Source organism: Bradyrhizobium sp. HKCCYLRH3059, from assembly GCF_051168035.1.
GTDB lineage: Bacteria > Pseudomonadota > Alphaproteobacteria > Rhizobiales > Xanthobacteraceae > Bradyrhizobium.
This window is the reverse complement of record NZ_JBNPUF010000002.1, coordinates 532,117-548,707: the sequence shown is the minus strand read 5'-3', so window position 1 is coordinate 548,707 and position 16,591 is coordinate 532,117. Positions and strand designations below refer to the sequence as shown.

Annotated in this window: 15 protein-coding genes; 10 read left to right on the top strand and 5 right to left on the bottom strand. The window is 66.2% G+C overall.

All coding sequences use genetic code 11. The features are described 5' to 3' along the window. Nucleotides 1–74: 74 nt before the first annotated feature. Nucleotides 75–1,040 carry an amidohydrolase family protein gene (locus ACQR13_RS09520; RefSeq protein ID WP_315714862.1) on the bottom strand — a complete coding sequence of 322 codons (966 nt, stop codon included), beginning with the start codon at nucleotides 1,038–1,040 and terminating at the stop codon, nucleotides 75–77. 216 nt (nucleotides 1,041–1,256) lie between these two features. Then, a complete protein-coding gene (ilvD, locus tag ACQR13_RS09515) occupies nucleotides 1,257–3,098 on the bottom strand; it encodes a dihydroxy-acid dehydratase (RefSeq protein WP_315826321.1) in 1,842 nt (613 codons plus the stop codon). A gap of 319 nt (nucleotides 3,099–3,417) precedes the next feature. Here ilvD and ACQR13_RS09510 point away from each other — a divergent pair, with 319 nt between their 5' ends. Beyond that, on the top strand, nucleotides 3,418–3,783 hold the full coding sequence (locus tag ACQR13_RS09510) for a copper resistance CopC family protein (protein WP_315826320.1): 366 nt from the start codon (nucleotides 3,418–3,420) through the stop codon (nucleotides 3,781–3,783). 2 nt (nucleotides 3,784–3,785) lie between these two features. Continuing rightward, nucleotides 3,786–5,444: a copper resistance D family protein gene (locus ACQR13_RS09505; RefSeq protein ID WP_315826319.1), complete on the top strand. Its 1,659-nt coding sequence runs from the start codon at nucleotides 3,786–3,788 to the stop codon at nucleotides 5,442–5,444. Nucleotides 5,445–5,450: 6 nt separating this feature from the next. Here the strand turns inward: ACQR13_RS09505 and ACQR13_RS09500 are convergent, their stop codons facing one another. Both ACQR13_RS09500 and ACQR13_RS09495 read right to left on the bottom strand, forming a co-directional pair. Beyond that, a complete protein-coding gene (locus ACQR13_RS09500) occupies nucleotides 5,451–5,957 on the bottom strand; it encodes a DUF3455 domain-containing protein (RefSeq protein ID WP_315826318.1) in 507 nt (168 codons plus the stop codon). Nucleotides 5,958–6,056: 99 nt separating this feature from the next. After that, nucleotides 6,057–7,271 carry an NADP-dependent isocitrate dehydrogenase gene (locus tag ACQR13_RS09495; RefSeq protein ID WP_315714857.1) on the bottom strand — a complete coding sequence of 405 codons (1,215 nt, stop codon included), beginning with the start codon at nucleotides 7,269–7,271 and terminating at the stop codon, nucleotides 6,057–6,059. A 299-nt stretch (nucleotides 7,272–7,570) separates the two neighbouring features. Here ACQR13_RS09495 and ACQR13_RS09490 point away from each other — a divergent pair, with 299 nt between their 5' ends. From ACQR13_RS09490 to ACQR13_RS09475, 4 genes are all read left to right on the top strand, one after another. After that, nucleotides 7,571–8,770, top strand: a complete 1,200-nt coding sequence (locus tag ACQR13_RS09490) for a TrmJ/YjtD family RNA methyltransferase (RefSeq protein WP_316164417.1) — start codon at nucleotides 7,571–7,573, stop codon at nucleotides 8,768–8,770. 255 nt (nucleotides 8,771–9,025) lie between these two features. Continuing rightward, nucleotides 9,026–9,871 carry a hypothetical protein gene (locus tag ACQR13_RS09485; protein ID WP_315749286.1) on the top strand — a complete coding sequence of 282 codons (846 nt, stop codon included), beginning with the start codon at nucleotides 9,026–9,028 and terminating at the stop codon, nucleotides 9,869–9,871. A 187-nt stretch (nucleotides 9,872–10,058) separates the two neighbouring features. Beyond that, nucleotides 10,059–11,177, top strand: coding sequence for a DUF2336 domain-containing protein (locus tag ACQR13_RS09480; protein ID WP_315714854.1), 1,119 nt, complete (start codon nucleotides 10,059–10,061; stop codon nucleotides 11,175–11,177). Nucleotides 11,178–11,216: 39 nt separating this feature from the next. Continuing rightward, entirely contained in the window at nucleotides 11,217–11,432 is a 216-nt protein-coding gene (locus ACQR13_RS09475; RefSeq protein ID WP_315714853.1) for a hypothetical protein, read from the top strand. Between the two features lie 31 nt (nucleotides 11,433–11,463). On the opposite strand, the gene ACQR13_RS09470 is transcribed toward ACQR13_RS09475, so the two are convergent. After that, on the bottom strand, nucleotides 11,464–12,147 hold the full coding sequence (locus ACQR13_RS09470) for a TetR/AcrR family transcriptional regulator (protein WP_315714852.1): 684 nt from the start codon (nucleotides 12,145–12,147) through the stop codon (nucleotides 11,464–11,466). 257 nt (nucleotides 12,148–12,404) lie between these two features. On the opposite strand from ACQR13_RS09470, the gene ACQR13_RS09465 reads away from it, so the two are divergent. The 4 genes from ACQR13_RS09465 to ACQR13_RS09450 all read left to right on the top strand — a co-directional run bounded on the left by ACQR13_RS09465 (nucleotide 12,405) and on the right by ACQR13_RS09450 (nucleotide 16,524). Next, the gene (locus ACQR13_RS09465; RefSeq protein WP_315714851.1) at nucleotides 12,405–12,947 is read left to right on the top strand and encodes an OsmC family protein; all 543 of its coding nucleotides are present in this window, start codon (nucleotides 12,405–12,407) and stop codon (nucleotides 12,945–12,947) included. A gap of 34 nt (nucleotides 12,948–12,981) precedes the next feature. Further along, nucleotides 12,982–14,118, top strand: coding sequence for an acyl-CoA dehydrogenase family protein (locus ACQR13_RS09460; protein ID WP_434862770.1), 1,137 nt, complete (start codon nucleotides 12,982–12,984; stop codon nucleotides 14,116–14,118). A gap of 49 nt (nucleotides 14,119–14,167) precedes the next feature. Next, nucleotides 14,168–15,043, top strand: coding sequence for a sulfurtransferase (locus tag ACQR13_RS09455; protein ID WP_315714850.1), 876 nt, complete (start codon nucleotides 14,168–14,170; stop codon nucleotides 15,041–15,043). A gap of 95 nt (nucleotides 15,044–15,138) precedes the next feature. Then, entirely contained in the window at nucleotides 15,139–16,524 is a 1,386-nt protein-coding gene (locus tag ACQR13_RS09450) for a CmpA/NrtA family ABC transporter substrate-binding protein (protein WP_434862769.1), read from the top strand. The last annotated feature ends 67 nt before the right edge of the window (nucleotides 16,525–16,591 follow it).

The window sequence follows — 16,591 nt, the reverse complement described above, 5'->3', positions numbered from 1 at the left end:
TAGGCCTTCAGGGCGGCGTAGCATCGTGCGGCGGGTTACGCTGCGCTAACCCGCCCTACGGACTAACAACGCCATCAAAACCCGTACAGCTTCGCCGGATTATCGACCAGGATCTTCTCGCGGACCGCGGCGTCCGGCGCCCAGACCGGGAGCTGGTTCATCAGGCGGCCGTCGTCGATGGGATAGAAGGGCCTGATATCCGTGACCTTCAATTCGGGATGCGGCGACGAATCCGGGTGGGGCCAGTCGGTGCCCCAGACGATGCGGTCCGGGTTGGCTTCGATCAGGGCCTTCGCGAACGGGATCACATCGGTGTAGTCGGGACCGCGGGTCGAGGCGCGGTAGGCGCCGGAGATCTTCACATAGGCCTTGCCGCTGCGGACGAGCTCGACCAGATCGGCAAAGCCCGGCTGCCCGAGGCCGAGATCGGCCTGCGCGCCGCCGAAATGGTCGAACACGGCCGGCACGGGCGATTGCATCACGAGGTCCTTGATGGCCGCGATCATCGCCGTGTTGGTGTAGAGCTGGACGTGCCAGCCCCGCGCCTTCATCCGCTCGACCGCGGCCTGGAAGCGGGCGCGGCCGACATTGGGGTCATTGATGCCACCGGTCGCGAGATTGAGGCGGATGCCGCGGAAGCCCTCGGCATGCATGGCATCCAATTGCGCCTCGGTGGTCTTGTCGTCGATGACGGCGACGCCGCGCGCGTCATTGCCGCGCGCCTTCATCCCGTACAGCGTCGCGGAGTTGTCGGTGCCGTAGACGCTTGGCGTCACGATCACCACGCGCTGGATGTGCAGGGCCTTGTGCAGCGCCGCCATCTCCTCGGGCAGGGCCGGCTCCGGCGTGTAGACGCGGTTCGCTGCAAACGGGAATTGTTTCGGATCACCGTGGATATGGGTGTGGCAGTCGCAGGCTTGCGCCGGCACGTCGAAATCGACCGGGGTCGAAGGTTGCGCCGGCTTGGCGCGGGCGGCTGTCGTGGTCATCGTCACTCCGGCGGCAAGCGAGGCGAGCAGCAGGCTGCGGCGGTTCAGCATGGCGATCCTTCCCAGGGCCTGGCGCGTGCATTGTGGCTGACGCGCTCATTGTCGATGAAGGGAGCCTGAACCCGCTGTCGTCAGTGGGCAACAACGAAGTGCGGCATGGCTGTTCGCAGGACGAGAGCGAGACGAGGAAGTCTATGGTGAGGCCGCGGCCGCCGGCCGCAGCAACCGGTCGGAAAGGACCGGTGCTGCCGACCGAACAGATCGGTCTTACTCCTTGACGATCCGCACCGCGCCCTTGGCGGCGCTCGACGCGAACGCGGCGTAGGCCTTCAGCGCGGTCGAGACCTTGCGGGCGCGCGTCTTTGGCTTCCAGGCTTGATCGCCCTTCGCCTCCATCGCGGCGCGGCGGTTGGCGAGCTCCTCGTCGGACACTGCGAGATGAATGGTGCGGCTGGGAATGTCGATCTCGATGCGGTCGCCGTCCTGCACCAGGCCGATCAGGCCGCCCTCGGCGGCTTCCGGCGAGACGTGGCCGATCGACAGCCCCGAGGTGCCGCCGGAGAAGCGGCCGTCGGTGATCAGGGCACAGGCCTTGCCGAGGCCCTTCGACTTCAGATAGCTGGTCGGATACAGCATCTCCTGCATGCCCGGGCCGCCGCGCGGGCCCTCATAGATGATGACGACGACGTCGCCGGCCTTGATCTTGTTGGTCAGGATCGCTTCGACCGCGGCGTCCTGGCTCTCCATCACGCGCGCAGGACCCGAGAACTTCAGGATCGAGGCATCGACGCCCGCGGTCTTCACGATGCAGCCGTCGCGCGCGATGTTGCCGGTCAGCACCGCGAGGCCGCCATCCTTGGAATAGGCATGCGCGAGGTCGCGGATGCAGCCCTTCTCGCGATCGAGATCGAGCTCCTGATAGCGGCGGTCCTGGCTGAACGCCACCTGCGTCGGCACGCCGCCGGGGGCGGCCATGTAGAAGTTCTTCACGCTCTCGCTCGACGTTTGGCGGATGTCCCAGCGCTCCAGCGCTGATGCCAGCGAGGCCGAATGCACGCTCGGCAATTCGGTGTGCAGCAGGCCGGCGCGGCCGAGCTCGCCGAGGATGCCCATCACGCCGCCGGCGCGATGCACGTCCTCCATGTGCACGTCGGCCACGGCCGGCGCGACCTTGCACAGGCAGGGGACCTTGCGCGAGAGGCGATCGATGTCGGTCATGGTGAACGGGATCTCGCCCTCATGGGCGGCGGCGAGCAGATGCAGCACGGTGTTGGTCGAGCCGCCCATCGCGATGTCCATGCTCATCGCGTTCTCGAACGCCTTGAAGTTGGCGATGTTGCGGGGGAGCACGGACGCATCGTCCTGCTCGTAATAGCGGCGGGCGAGGTCGACGACGAGATGACCGGCCTCGACGAACAGGCCGCGGCGGTCGGCATGGGTCGCCAGCACCGAGCCGTTGCCGGGCAGCGACAGGCCGAGCGCCTCGGTCAGGCAGTTCATCGAGTTCGCCGTGAACATGCCCGAGCAGGAGCCGCAGGTCGGGCAGGCCGAGCGCTCCATCACCTCGACATCGGCATCCGACACCTTGTCGTCGGCGGCCACGATCATCGCGTCGATCAGGTCGACCTTGCGCAGCTTGCCCTCGATGTTGACCTTGCCGGCCTCCATCGGGCCGCCGGAGACGAACACCGCGGGGATGTTGAGGCGCATCGCGGCCATCAGCATGCCGGGCGTGATCTTGTCGCAGTTGGAGATGCAGACCATGGCGTCGGCGCAGTGCGCGTTGACCATGTATTCGACGCTGTCGGCGATCAGCTCGCGCGACGGCAGGCTGTAGAGCATGCCGTCATGGCCCATCGCGATGCCGTCGTCGACGGCGATCGTGTTGAACTCCTTGGCGACGCCGCCGGCCTTCTCGATCTCGCGGGCGACCAGCTGGCCGAGGTCCTTGAGGTGAACATGGCCGGGCACGAACTGGGTGAAGGAGTTGACGACGGCAATGATCGGCTTGCCGAAATCCTCGTTGGTCATGCCGGTGGCGCGCCACAGGCCGCGGGCGCCGGCCATGTTGCGGCCATGGGTGGAGGTGCGGGAGCGATAGGCGGGCATGACGGTTTCCTTAGGCGTTCCTCGGGATCAGGCAATGTTGGTCCGCGGGCGGAAGGGTCCCGACAACCGACGGACGGCAATGATGCGGCGAGGCATACAGCGAAGTGCTTGATGATTCGACCCTAAATTTCGCTGTTCCGGGATGCCCTGCGGGCAGGGCCGGGGCCACGTGCCGCTGCCGGAGGGGCCGGCCGGCCCCGGTCACGCGTTTGTGGCTACGTGGGGAACAGGAAGGTCGCTTAGATTAGAACGGTCGAGTTTTGTTCGCCCCGATCCAGCCCGAACGTTCCTGCCGCAGCCTCCGCCGCCCGCGCGTCCCATGCCGTCCGTCATCCGCTTCCGCCACCTGCCGACCCTTGCCGCGCTGCTTCTGGGCGTTCCCGGCGCCGCCTCGGCCCACGCCATCATCGTCTCGTCGCAGCCCGCGGCGGGTGGCACCATCGAGACGCAGACGACAATGATCCGGCTGCGCTTCAACAGCCGCATCGATCACGCCCGCTCGCGGCTGAAGCTGCGCGCGCCCGACGGTGCCGAGCAGGCGCTTTCTCCGGCAGTCGATGCGCCGGCCGACGAGATCGACGCCGAGGCCAAGGCGCTCAGCCCCGGCGCCTGGCACCTGCAATGGCAGGTGCTCAGCGTCGATGGCCACATCACCCGCGGCGACATTCCTTTCAACGTGCGCTAGCCGTGTCGCTGTTGCTCGACATCTTCGGCTATCTCTCGGTGGTGCTGCGCGGCCTGACCCTGCTGGCACAGTCCTTCACCATCGGCGGCTTGGCATTTCTGCTGTTGCTGCTGCGCCCGCTACGGCAAAGGCTGTCCGCTGACGCGATCGTGGTCGGGAAGCGCGGCCAGCGCTTCCTGCGCCGAAGCGCATTCGGCTGGTTCGCGGTCGTGCTGGCTTCGCTCGCAGTCAACATGGGCGCGCTGATCGGGACGCTCGATCTGTCGCTCGGCGCGGCGGCGAGCGCGGATTTCGCACGCTCCGGCCTGGCTGTTGCCGCGTGCGCGCTCGGCATCGCCGTGCTCGCCCGGACCGGCAGCTGGGCCGCCTGGCGCGTCCTGACGCTGACCGTGCTGGCCGTCTCAGCGCTGCTGCTGCAGCTCAACCTGACGCACGCGGCGAGCCGGCTCGAGGTGCGCTGGCCGCTGCTCGCCGCCGACTTCCTTCACATGCTCGGCGCCGGCGTCTGGATCGGCGGCCTGCCGTATTTCATGATGGCGCTGAACGGCTGCAAGGCGGATGACGATCAGCGCAGAATCGGACGGCGCTACTCGTTGATGTCGATGGTCTCGGTGGCGGCGATCGTGCTCGGCGGCATCGTGATGGCGATCGCCTATCTCGGCTCGTTCGCGGCGATCTACGGTACGGCCTATGGTGTGATGACCTCGGCCAAGGTCGCGATGCTGCTGATGCTGCTCGCGCTCGGGGCGGGCAATTTCCTGGCTGTGGAGCGCCTGCGCCGCCGTGATCCCGCAGCGCCGCTGCTGCGGATGAAGCGCTTCGTCGAGGTCGAGCTCGGCATCGGGTTGACGGTGCTCCTGACGGCGGGCTCGCTGACGTCGCTGCCGCCGGGCATCGACCTCAGCCAGGACCGCCTGAACTGGGCCGAGATCGTCGAGCGCGCCGCGCCGCAACGGCCGCGGCTGACCAGCCCCTCGGTCGACCAGCTCACGATCTCGCAGTTGCAGGCGAGGATCGACGCCGCCGACGCGCAGCGCGTGACGGCGCCGCAAGCCTACGTGCCGGGCGAGGGCGTGATCCTGCCGCGCAGCGCCGCCGACATCGCCTGGTCGGAATACAACCACCATTGGGCCGGCATCTTCGTCGTGCTGATCGGCCTGCTGGCGCTGATCGAACGCTTCGCGTGGGGCGGCTTCGCGCGGCACTGGCCGTTGCTGTTCCTGGTGATGGCGGCGTTCCTGTTTCTCCGCGCCGACGAGATGGCCTGGCCGCTCGGCCCGATCGGCTTCTTCGCGTCGCTGCGCGATCCCGAAGTGGCGCAGCACCGGCTGTTCGTGGTGCTGATCGTCCTGTTCGGCCTGTTCGAATGGCGGGTGCGGCTGCGCGGGCAACAGGCGGGGCGGGCGGCGCTGGTGTTTCCGCTGACGGTCGCCGCCGGCGGCGCGCTGCTGCTGACCCATTCGCACGCCATCGCCAACATCAAGGATCAGCTCCTGATCGAGATGAGCCACACGCCGCTGGCGCTGTGCGGCATCATCGCCGGCTGGGCGCGCTGGCTCGAGCTGCGCCTGGACGGCCGCATCAGCCGCGCCGCCGCCTGGGTCTGGCCGGTGGCCTTCGTGCTGGTCGGGCTGATCCTGCTGGATTATCGCGAGGCGTGAGCAGCCTTACTGCTTCTGCAGGAACACGTAGTCCGCGGAATAGGCCACGCTGCGGAGTTGCCCGGCGGTCTCGCAGGCGCCCTCCAGCTTGCCGCCCGACGTGTTGATCCGCTGCACGGTGGTGACGTCCGACAGCACGCCCTTGCTGCCGCGGTGGGAGACGACGGCGAGCTTCAGCCAGGGGATGTCGTTGTCGGTGGCCCCGATGGCGGTGCCCTGGACGCGGCCGCCGACGATCGAGCCGTCCTGGTGCTCCCAGCTCGGGCCGGCGTAGTGCCGACCGACAGTCTTGCCGTCCTCGAACAGACTGGCGATCGGTTCGCGAAAGGTCCAGGCGAGCTTGCCGTCCTTGTCGGTCTTGCAGTCGTAGACCTGCGCGCCTTCGGCATGCAGCGTCAGCACGGCCTTTTCGCCGGCGGCGATCAGCGCGTCGGGAATCGTGGTCTCTGCAGCGTAGGAGGAGCCGATCTGGGCCCCGAGCAACAGCAGGGCGAGCGATGAGGTCAAGCGCATGATCAGGTTCCTCGACAGCAGGAGTGAAACAGAAACGGGCCACGCTTGTAGCGCGGCCCGTTGATAGGTGACGAAACCAGAAGGCGAAAGTGGGGAAACTTACGCCGCCATCGCCTTGGTCAGGTTCTCGGCGATCTTGTCGAGGAAGCCGGTGGTCGAGAGCCAGCGCTGATCGGCGCCGACCAGGAGCGCGAGGTCCTTGGTCATGTAGCCGGACTCGACGGTGTCGACGCAGACCTTCTCCAGGGTGGCGGCGAACTTCGCCAGTTCGGCATTGTTGTCGAGCTTGGCGCGGTGCGACAGGCCGCGGGTCCAGGCGAAGATCGAGGCGATCGAGTTGGTCGAGGTCTCCTTGCCCTTCTGGTGCTCGCGGAAATGGCGGGTCACCGTGCCGTGGGCCGCCTCGGCCTCGACGGTCTGGCCGTCCGGGGTCATCAGCACCGAGGTCATCAGGCCGAGCGAGCCGTAGCCCTGCGCCACGGTGTCGGACTGCACGTCGCCGTCATAGTTCTTGCAGGCCCAGACATAGCCGCCCGACCACTTCAGCGCCGCGGCGACCATGTCATCGATCAGGCGGTGCTCATAGGTGATCTTCTTGGCCTCGAACTTGTCCTTGAACTCCTTCTCGTACACCTCCTGGAAGATGTCCTTGAAGCGGCCGTCATAGACCTTCAGGATGGTGTTCTTGGTCGACAGGTAGACCGAGTAGTTCTTGGCGAGGCCCATGTTGAGCGAGGCGCGGGCGAAGTCGTAGATCGACTCGTCGAGGTTGTACATCTCCATCGCGACGCCGGCGCCGGGTGCCTTGAAGACTTCCTTCTCGATCACGGTGCCGTCGTCGCCGACGAACTTCATCGTCAGCACGCCCTTGCCCGGGAACTTGAAGTCGGTGGCGCGGTACTGGTCGCCATAGGCGTGACGGCCGATGATGATCGGCTTGGTCCAGCCGGGAACGAGGCGCGGCACGTTCTTGCAGATGATCGGCTCGCGGAACACGACGCCGCCGAGGATGTTGCGGATGGTGCCGTTCGGCGACTTCCACATCTCCTTGAGGCCGAACTCCTTCACCCGGGCCTCGTCCGGGGTGATGGTGGCGCACTTCACGCCGACGCCGACCTTCTTGATGGCGTTGGCCGCATCGATCGTGATCTGGTCGTTGGTCTTGTCGCGGCTTTCCATCCCCAGGTCGAAATACATCAGGTCGATATCAAGGAAGGGGTTGATCAGCTTGTCCTTGATGTACTGCCAGATGATCCGGGTCATCTCGTCGCCGTCGAGCTCGACGACCGGGTTGGTCACCTTGATTTTTGCCATGATCGATGGGGCCTTCTTGGGAACAGCGCGCCAGGAATGGAAAGCGCTTGTGAAATCAAGCGCGTCATAGCACTGCTGCACCGCGGGCGGAAGCGCACCCGGTATGCGTCCGGTGCTGATTTTCGCAGCCCGCTCATGCGGTGGGCAACGGCAGGCCGCGGGCCGGCCTGCCGTTTCGCGCAAACTGCAAAATTCAGGCGTAAGCCGATTATTTTGCTTGAGAATTCTCATCGGCCGGGCCAACGAGCGGGCAGGGCGCGATCGGCGCTTCAACCGGATCTGGAAGTCGAGGATTGAGCGTGTCGGGCACCGACAAGACGAAGGCGGGCGTGGAGATCGCAGGGCCGGTGGTGATCCTGGTCGAGCCGCAGCTCGGCGAGAACATCGGCATGGCCGCGCGCGCCATGGGCAATTTTGCGTTGTCGGAGCTGCGACTGGTCAACCCGCGCGACGGCTGGCCGAACATCGCCGCCCAGCGGGCGGCGGCCGGGGCCGACCACATCATCGATCATGTCCGGCTGTTCGACACCCTGCCGGAGGCGATCGCCGACCTCGACCTGGTGTTCGCGACCACCGCCCGAGCCCACGACCAGGCCAAGCCGGTGATGGGACCAGAGGCGGCCGCCCGCGAGATGCAGGGCCAGATCGCCGGCGGCGGCCGGGCCGGCATCCTGTTCGGCCGCGAGCGGGCGGGGCTCACCAACGAGGAGGTCGCCCGCGCCAACCGCATCATCACCTACCCGGTCAACCCCGGCTTTGCCTCGCTGAACCTCGCCCAGGCGGTGCTGCTGATGGGCTATGAATGGTTCAAGCTGGTGACATCGGGCGCGCTGCCCTTCGCCATGCCCGAACGCTCGGAGCGCGCCAGCCAGGGACAGATGGAGGCGTTCTTCGAGAACCTGGTGCGCGAGCTCGACCGGGTCGAATTCCTGCGGCCCGCCGAGAAGCGCGAGACCATGCTGGTCAACCTGCGCAACATCTTCTTCCGCATGGAGCCGTCGCGGCAGGACATCCACACCCTGCACGGCGTGGTCATGGCGATCGCCGAGGGGCGCAAGGGGCCGGCCAAGGGCGGCGTGCTCGACAGCGAGCAGGCGACGCGCCTGCGGGCGCTGATCGCCGAGCAGGGCACGGTGGCCAACCTGCCGGATTCGCGCGGCTCGCTGCGCGGGCTGGCGCGGCTGCTCCGCCGCAACCCGACCGACGCCGAGCGCGCGCTGTGGCACGCGCTGTCGCGCGACCGCCGCTTCGCCGGCCAGTTCAAGCGCCAGACCCCGGTCGGCCGCCACATCCCCGACTTCGTCTCCTTCATCCACCGCCTCGCGATCGAGCTGGTCGGCCCGGACGAGAGCGAAGGCGTGGTGGCGGATCGCAGCGCAAGGCGGGCGTGGCTGGAAAGCCGCGACTATCGCGTCACCGAGGTGAAGGCGGCTGATGTCGAGGCGAATCTGGAGGCCGAGCTGGCGCGGCTGCAGGCGGTGATCGCCGCAGCCAAGTAGTCGCCGACGGTCGCATCGCGAGCCGCGTGGCGGCTATCAATGGCTTCGCGCGTCCGTTCATCACGCGCAAGCGTCGATTGAGTTGCCGCGTGGCATGCGCGGCCCTCGCAACTCATCCGCGCCCGGCAGGCCCCGAGTCTGCGATCTCGTTTACACCGGCTGAACGATGATTTGTGAACGCAATTCCAGATTGTGGTTCTCCCAATCGGTTCTGGTTAGATCGCAGCACCAAGAGCAAGACCTAAGGGGGCATTCATGGCTACGCGACGATGGCGCTCGATTCTGTGTTGTGCGTTGATCATCGGCTCGATCTTCGGCTTGTCGGCAAGCGCCGAACCGGCGGCACCGAAGCGGTGCACGACGGCGGCCGATCTCGGTGCCGACGAGCGCATCGCCGGCTGCACTGTCGTGATCGAGCGCGGCAAGCCGGCGACGCCGCAGGTGATCGAAGCCCGTTTCGCACGCGCCGGCGCCTACTTCCACAAGGGAGACGTCGAGCATGCGATCGACGACTACAAGATCGTCATCGAGCAGTCCTCGGCTGGTCTTCTTGCCGCATTCGATCGCGCCGCTCCTGATCTGCGCGAGAGCGAGCCGCAGCCGGGGTCGGGTTTCGGGCGGGCGTTCGGTCGCAACGGCTACCGCGCGCAGGCCTATCGCGCGCTGGGGATCGCAAGCTTCCAGGCCGGTCTCCTGGAGGAGGCGCAGGACGATTTCAGATGGCTCAGCGAGATCGATCCCCACAATGCCGAGGCGGCCTTGTGGCTGGATCTGGCGCGCCGCCGTGCCGGGCTGGGGAGCGAGCTCGCCGACCACGCGAAGCGGCTCGACATGGGTAAATGGCCGGCCCCGATCGTCCGTCTCTTCCTCGGGCAGGAAACGCCAGAGGCTGTGCTTGCGGCGGCCGACCGCGGTGCTCCCGTCACGCGCCGGGCACGGCGTTGCGAGGCGAGCTTCTTCGCCGCCGAGCTGATGCTCGACCAGAGTCGTGAGCGCGACGCCATGCAACTGATCGACCGGGCTCTCGCCGAGTGTCCGTTGACATCGCGCGAACGCTCGGTCGCCGAGGCGGAGGCGCGCGCGCTCCGCATCATGCCGTAAAAGTCATGCGGAGAGGCACGGCAATCCCGCAGCGAGCTGTTCTCCGGCCGCATGCTTAACGCGCGCGTGCGCATTTGAGTGAAAATGCCCGGTCAAATCCGCACGCGGCGGGTTACGGAACGCTCGGGTTCGAACGGTATGGTCTGCGCATTGCCCTTTCATCGTTGCAACTGTGCGGCCTTTCATCATGAACGAAACCAGATCCGTGTTGCGGGACCTCGAGGATGCGATTGCGCGGGGGACCGCGGACAGCCGCGAGCGCGCGCTGTGGCATGCGACCGACCTGCTGATCGCGGGGCGCTACTGCGAGGAGGAGATCGCCACCTTCGGCGAGGTGATCGGCCGGCTCGCCGACGAGATCGAGATCGAAGCGCGCGCCAAGCTCGCGGATCGCCTCGCCAGGATCGAATATTCGCCGGCCAGCGTCATCCGCAAGCTCGCCTTCGACGACGAGATCTGGGTCGCCGGCCCGGTGTTGCGCGAATCCGAGCGGCTCGATGACGCCACGCTGGTCGAGAACGCCAGCACCAAGAGCCAGGACCATCTGCTCGCGATCGCCGAACGAAAGACGTTGAGCCCGGCCGTGACCGACGTGCTGGCGACGCGCGGCGACCGTGCCGTCGCCACGGCGGTGGCGCGCAATCAGGGCGCCCAGTTCTCCGGCGCCGGATTCCTGCACATGGTCAAGCGGGCCGAGAACGACTCGATTCTCGCCGAGCATCTCGGCCGCCGGCTCGACATCCCCCGCCATCTGTTCCAGCAACTCATCGCCAAGGCCTCGGACGATGTCGGCAAGCGGCTGGCAGGGGAGCGGCCGGAGCTGCTTGGCGAGATCAACAGCTCGGTCGCCAACATCGCCGGCGACCTGCAGTCGAAGTTCGGACCCGGCTCGCGCAACTACTTCGTCGCCAAGCGGACCGTGACGATCCAGCACCGCCTCGGCAATCTGCACGAGAGCACCATCGCCGGCTATGCGACCGCGCACAAGGTCGAGGAGGTGACGATCGGCCTCGCGCTGCTGTCGGGATTGCCGGTCGACGTCGTCGAGCGCGCCTTGTTCGACCGCAACCGCGAGATGCTGCTGATGCTCGCCAAGGCGCTTGGCTTTACCTGGGATACGATGATGGCGCTCGCGTTCCTCGGCGCCCGCGACCACCGCATCACGGCCGGCGAGTTGCAGGAGCTGGAGCGTGACTATGCCAAGCTCCAGTCGCTGACATCGCGCAGCGTGCTCGAATTCTATCAGTCCCGCAAGAATCCAGGCAAAGGCGGCAAAGCATCCGCGCCGCGCGCCGTAGCCTATTGAACCTGCAGCGACGGATGGAGGTGATCGCGGATGAAGGGTATGGGACTTCCTCTTCGCAGAGAGCAACGGCTCGGCCATCGCGAGGCGCCTGCGGACCGCGCGGCGGTCGATGCGGCTTGGCACGTGCTCGAAGCGGCCAACGAGCTCGGCGATGAGGCTGCAGTGGCCGCCTGCCGCCGCGTCATCGATGCGAGCCTCAACGGCGCGGGCGCAGACCAGGCGGACCTGAAGCTGGTGACGGAGTATTTCCGCTAGTTCTGTCGCTCGGTTCGCGGGGCAGGGCGGCTCAGACCGCAGCGAGCTGCGGGCCCGCCGCCTTGCTGTTGCGCTGGCCCGCCTTCAGCTTCGCCGGCTCGATCAGCGCCTTCGCCGCCAGCCCGGCGGTGTCCGCGACCTCGGGATTGCGCGACACCATCGCCGCCACGATCGCGCCGTCGATCAGCAGTGCAAGCTGATGCGAGAAGCTCTCCGGCTCGGCAGCGCCCATCTCACGGGCGAGCTTCTCGATATGCGCCAGCACCACTTTCTTGTGGCGCATTGCGATGGTGCGAAACTGCTTCTGGTCCTTGTCGTGCTCGCCGACCGCATTGATGAAGGGGCAGCCGTAGAAGCGCTCCTCGCCGAACCAGCTCTTCAGCGCCGGAAAGATGCGTGCCAGCTTGGTCTCGGCGTCACCGCCGCCGCTCTCCATTTCCGCGATGAACCATTCGCGCCACTGCTTGCCTTCGCTTTCCAGCACGGCGGTGACCAGCGCGGTCTTCGATCCGAACAGCTTGTAGAGCGTGGTCTTCGCGGTGCCGGCCTCGCTGATGATCGCATCGATCCCGGTGGCATTGATGCCGTTCTTGCAGAACAGCCGCGTGGCGGCGCCGAGCAGACGGCCGCGCGCGGATTCGTCATCGCCAGCCGAGATCGTCCTCGCGATCGCCTGCTTCTTGCCGGTTTGTTTGCCCGCAACTGACTTTGCCATGCGTGCAAGCTTAATCGCTGTGCGCGTGAGTCAGCAAGACTGCTGATGTGCTCGAGGCAGCGTTGCGCTCAATTTGATCTCCGAAGGCGGCATTCTGCACTGCGCTTGGGCAGCGGAGGGGACGCAGCGGCTCGCCACTTGCCGCGATGACCGCGTAAGCCGCGAGGATCACTCCGGCTTTTGATTTTCGGCCTCTCTGGCACGCTTCGTGCAGGATACAGACCGTTCGGTATCCTCATCCCAGGGAGAGAAATGAGATGACCGCTGTGGTTCAGAAGACGGCGCTGACGGGCTGCCTCGCACCCATCGACAAGAACGGGCTTGAACAGCTCATCGTCAACGGCAAGGCCAACCCCAAGGTCATCAAGACCCTGAAGTGCAAGACCGTCGCCGAGGGCAAGTTCCGCCACGCCAACTACATCCGCAACCTCGCGCCCTACATCGTCGACGAGCCGCCGGGGCTGCTCGGTGACGACACTGCGCCAAATCCGTCGGAAGCCTCGCTCGCCGCGCTCGGCTCCTGCCTGGCCGTCGGCCTGCATGCCAATGCGGTGCATCGCGGCTGGACCGTCAACAAGCTCGAGCTGGAGCTCGAGGGTGATCTCAACATCACCGCAGTCTGGGGCACCGGCGACGTCAGCGAGAAGCCGGTCGGCTTCACCGATGTCCGCGTCAAGGTCGACATGGAGTGCGAGGGCATTCCGCAGGAGGAGGTCAAGGCGCTGATCGACCACGTCAAGAAGTGGTCGCCGGTCGCCAACACCTTCACGCGTCCGGTCAATCTCGAGGTCGGGATCTGAGGCGGCCCTCGAGGTCAGCGTAGCGGAGGACGTCATGAACTCAGTAGTCTCGGGTTCACTCGGACAGCATCTGGCGCTCGATGGCGCGGGCGTCATGCCCATACCGTCGACCGTGGAGCAGGTCACGGCGATCGCGCGCAAGGAGCTCGCGCCGCTGGCCGCTGGCATCGACGCCGGGACGGTGTACCCGGCCGACGTGCTCCGCCGCTTCGGCGAGGTCGGCGCGTGGAGCAGCCACGTGCCGGAAAATGGCGCGGCGGATCTCAACTGCGCGATCGACACCATCGGCGCGATTGGTGAGGTCTGCGGCGCCTCTGCCTTCATGGCGTGGTGCCAGAACACGCTGGTCTGGTACATCGCCAACTCGCCCAACAAGGCGCTCGTCGGCCGTCTTCTCGACGACGCCGCCAGCGGCCGGTTGCTCGGTGGCACCGGCTTGTCCAATCCGATGAAGAGCTTCTTCGGCATCGAGAAGCTCAAGCTCAGGGGTCGCAAGGTCGAGGGCGGCTACGTCGTGCGCGGCGTGCTGCCTTGGGTCTCGAACCTCGGGCCGGACCACATGTTCGGTACGATCTTCGAGCGTGAGGACGCGCCCGGCGAGATCGTGATGTTCATCGCCGACTGTGCCGATCCGGCGGTGACCCTGCAGCCATGCCAGCCGTTCCTGGCGATGGACGGCACCGGCACCTACGGCATCCAGTTTCGCGACCTGTTCGTGCCGGACGAACTGATCCTGGCCGATCCCGCCGGTCCCTTCGTCAAGAAGATCCGTGCCGGATTCATCATGTTGCAGGCCGGCATGGCGCTCGGCCTGATCAAGGACTGCATCAAGATCATGCAGGAGGTCGAGGCGCCGCTCGGCCACGTCAACCGCTATCTGCCGCAGCAGCCGGTCGATTTCAGCGCGCTCGCCGATGAACTCGCGAAGGAGACGGCCGAACTCGCCAGCGATCCGTTCAACCCCGACGAGACCTATTGGCGCAAGGTCGTGGCGCTGCGCCTGCGTGCCGGCGAGGCCAGCGTCGCTGCGGCTCATGCCGCGATGCTCCATTGCGGAGCCCGCGGCTACCTCAAGGGCAATCGCGCCGAACGTCGCCTGCGCGAGGCCTATTTCGTCGCGATCGTGACTCCCGCGACCAAGCAGCTCCGCAAGATGCTCGCCGACGGCTGACGCCGGCGAGAACGGCAAACCAACAAATCCCAACCAGGAGAGGCCTGCCATGACGGACGTTCTGATTACAGCCGGCGAACTCGCTGAGTTCACCAAGACCGAGCCGTGTGTCGTGATCGACACCCGCAATCCCGATGCCTACGCCGCGGGACATCTTCCCGGCGCCGTCAACGTCCACGAGATCTTCACCTATCTCGCGACGTCCACACCGGAAGGCATGGAGGAACTGAAGACGAAGTTTGCGGACGCGTTCGGCGCCGCCGGCCTTTCGGGCGCCGAGACCGCCGTCGTCTACGAACAGTCGATGAACTCCGGCTTCGGCCAGTCGTGCCGCGGCTATTTCCTGCTCACGATGCTCGGCTATCCCAAGGTCAAGGTGCTGCATGGCGGCTACGATGCCTGGGTGGCCGCCGGCATGCCGGTGACGACCGACGTGCCGTCGCCGGCCAAGGCCTCGTTCGCCATCGTGCCGGAGGCGGGCAGCATCCTGATCGACGCCAAGGCGATGCTGGCGGCGGTTGGCAATCCCGCTATCGCGATCCTCGACGTCCGCGATGTCGATGAGTGGATCGGCGATTCCTCCTCGCCCTACGGCAAGGATTTCTGTCCGCGCAAAGGCCGCATCCCCGGCGCCGTCTGGCTCGAATGGTACCGCATGATGAAGCCGACCGCCGAAGGCCCGCGCTTCAAGTCGAAGGACGAGATCCTCGCCGAATGCGCCACCGTCGGCATCACGGTCGACACGCCGGTTTATCTCTACTGCTTCAAGGGCGCACGGGCCTCGAACACCTTCCTGGCGCTGAAGAACGCCGGCGTGAAGGATGTGCGGATGTACTTCGGCTCGTGGAACGAGTGGTCGCGCGACCCGTCGCTGCCGATCGAGGAAGGACTTCCGATGCCGGCGATGACCAGCAAGGCGGCATAGAAGCTGCATGTTAAGCACGTCCGGCCGCTGAAAATGCGGCCGGATGAGCAGTTCGAAGGCGCTGACAGCGCAGATGTGACAAAGGGGCGCAGCACATGTCGATTTTCGATGATCCGTTCGATGCCGATTCACGCGTGAATGCCGGTTGTATCTGCGGCCAGCATCGCAGGCCGGCCGAACATGAGCACGCCGCGCTGGCGCTGCGCTGCGAGCCCGTGGCGCACTCCACCGAGAAGCGCTACGAGAACGTGGTCGCGTCAGCCGTGCTGCGCGCGGTGTTTCCGCAAGCCGCCACCCGCCGCGCGTTTCTGAAGTCGGTCGGCGCCGCCACCGCGCTCGCCGCAGTGTCCCAGTTCTTCCCGCTGAAGACCGCGACCGAGGCGTTCGCCGAAGCTGGCACGCCCGAGAAGAAGGATATCAAGGTCGGCTTCATTCCGATCACCTGCGCGACCCCGATCATCATGGCGGCGCCGCTCGGCTTCTATGCCAAGGCCGGGCTGAACGTCGAGGTCGTCAAGACCGCCGGCTGGGCCGTCATCCGCGACAAGACCATCAACAAGGAATACGACGCCTCGCACATGCTGGCGCCGATGCCGATCGCGATCTCGCTCGGCCTCGGTGCACAGCCGATCCCGTTCACCGTGCCCGCGATCGAGAACATCAACGGGCAGGGCATTACGCTTGCGATGAAGCACAAGGACAAGCGCAATCCGAAGGACTGGAAGGGCATGAAGTTCGCCATTCCGTTCGACTATTCGATGCACAACTATCTCCTGCGCTATTATCTCGCCGAGCACGGCATCGATCCCGACACCGACGTGCAACTGCGCTCTGTCCCGCCGCCGGAGATGGTCGCGAACCTGCGCGCCGACAATATCGACGGCTTCCTCGCGCCCGACAACATCTGCCAGCGCGCGATCTTTGACGGCGTCGGCTTCCTGCACATCCTGTCGAAGGAGATCTGGGACGGTCACCCCTGCTGCAGCTTCGCGGCGAGCCGCGAGTTCATCACCACGGCGCCGAACAGCTTTGCCGCTCTCACCCGCGCCATCGTCGATGCCACCGCGTACGCGTCGAAGGCTGAGAACCGCAAGCAGATCGCGGAGGCGATCGCTCCGGCGAATTACATCAATGCGCCGGTGACCGTCATGGAGCAGGTCTTGACCGGCACCTACGCCGATGGCCTCGGCGGCGTGAAGACCGATCCGAAGCGCGTCGATTTCGATCCGTTCCCGTGGCAGTCCTTCGCGGTGTGGATGCTGACGCAGATGAAGCGCTGGGGCCAGATCAAGGGCGACGTCGACTACAAGGCGGTCGCGGAGCAGATCTATCTCGCCACCGACACCCGCAAGGTCATGACCGACATGGGCCTGACGCCGCCGAAGGACTCCTACAAATCGTTCTCGGTGATGGGCAAGCCGTTCGATCCGACCAAGCCGGACGACTACGTCGCCAGCTTCAAGATCAAGAAGGCGTCGTGATGGGAGGAATGGGCGCGACGCTGCTGGCCGCGACAATCGCGATGGACACGACGCTGCCGATCAAATC